We start from the raw sequence: 1,075 nt of genomic DNA, 5'->3' as shown, positions 1-1,075 counted from the left end.
GAAAAGAACCGTTACTCTAAGGAGGCCATCCTGAAGTGTCCTCATTGTTCCAAGACTCTCGAGAAAATAAAAGAAAGAAAAGATTTTCACGTGTTTAAGTGCAAGAACAATGACTGTTCTTATTATCAAAAGAAGCTCAATGGGATGACTTCAAAAGAAAAGAAAAGGTTCAAAAAGGACCCTCAAGCATTTAAATTGAGATACATTTTCCGTCAGTTTTATATCGATTTCCAGCCGTTATCCAAGGAATCACCAGAACTGCCGGCCGTGGACTTATCAAAGATTTATGCATCCCCACATACATTAGGATTGATCCTAACCTATCATGTAAACTATGGCCTTTCGGCCCGTAAAACAGCTGCGATTATGCAGGACGTACACGGAGTGATGATTTCACATCAGACTGTATTGAACTACGAAAATAGCGTAGCTTTATTACTTAAACCTTATGTGGATCACTATCCCTATGAACTTTCAGACCAATTCTGCGGTGATGAAACGTATATCAGAGTAAACGGTCGATGGCATTATTTATTTTTCTTTTTTGACGCCGTGAAAAAGATTATTCTTTCGTATCCGGTGTCGCCTAATCGAGACACAGCAACAGCCATTCGAGCAATTGATGAGGTCTTAATCAAGATGAAAGAGATTCCAGAAAATCTGACCTTTGTGGTAGACGGGAATCCAATCTATCTTTTAGCCCAACATTTCTTCGCTCAACTTGGGATTTCATTCGATGTGAAGCAGGTCATTGGATTAACCAATGAGGACCCTGTTTCGACCGAATATAGACCACTGAAACAAATAATTGAGAGACTTAACCGCACCTTTAAGGGCAATTATCGCTCCACTCATGGATTCGGCTCTGAACATGGTTCCATTTCATACGTCACCTTATTTACGGCCTACTTTAACTTTTTGCGTCCGCATGCCGCCTTAGAAGGAAAAGTGCCCGTAGTGAATCCAGAACTCAAGGGGCTTCCAACAATGCCAGCACGTTGGACAAAGCTCATTGGATTAGCACAACAATGGATAGTAGAACAAAGACAAGCCTAACTTTTTGTTTAGCTGAGCC

The 1,075-nt window shown here is 40.9% G+C and carries 1 protein-coding gene; it reads left to right on the top strand.

The features are described 5' to 3' along the window. Positions 1-1,056 (top strand): transposase (locus tag ACFPXP_RS08045; RefSeq protein WP_379893720.1); only part of this gene is annotated, 1,056 nt, incomplete at its 5' end. Positions 1,057-1,075 lie beyond the last annotated feature (19 nt).

It is taken from the genome of Marinicrinis lubricantis, from assembly GCF_042658665.1.
GTDB classification, from domain to species: Bacteria; Bacillota; Bacilli; order Paenibacillales; family KCTC-33676; genus Marinicrinis; species Marinicrinis lubricantis.
The sequence above is the reverse complement of the archived record's forward strand: the minus strand, read 5'-3'. Positions and strand labels throughout refer to the sequence as shown.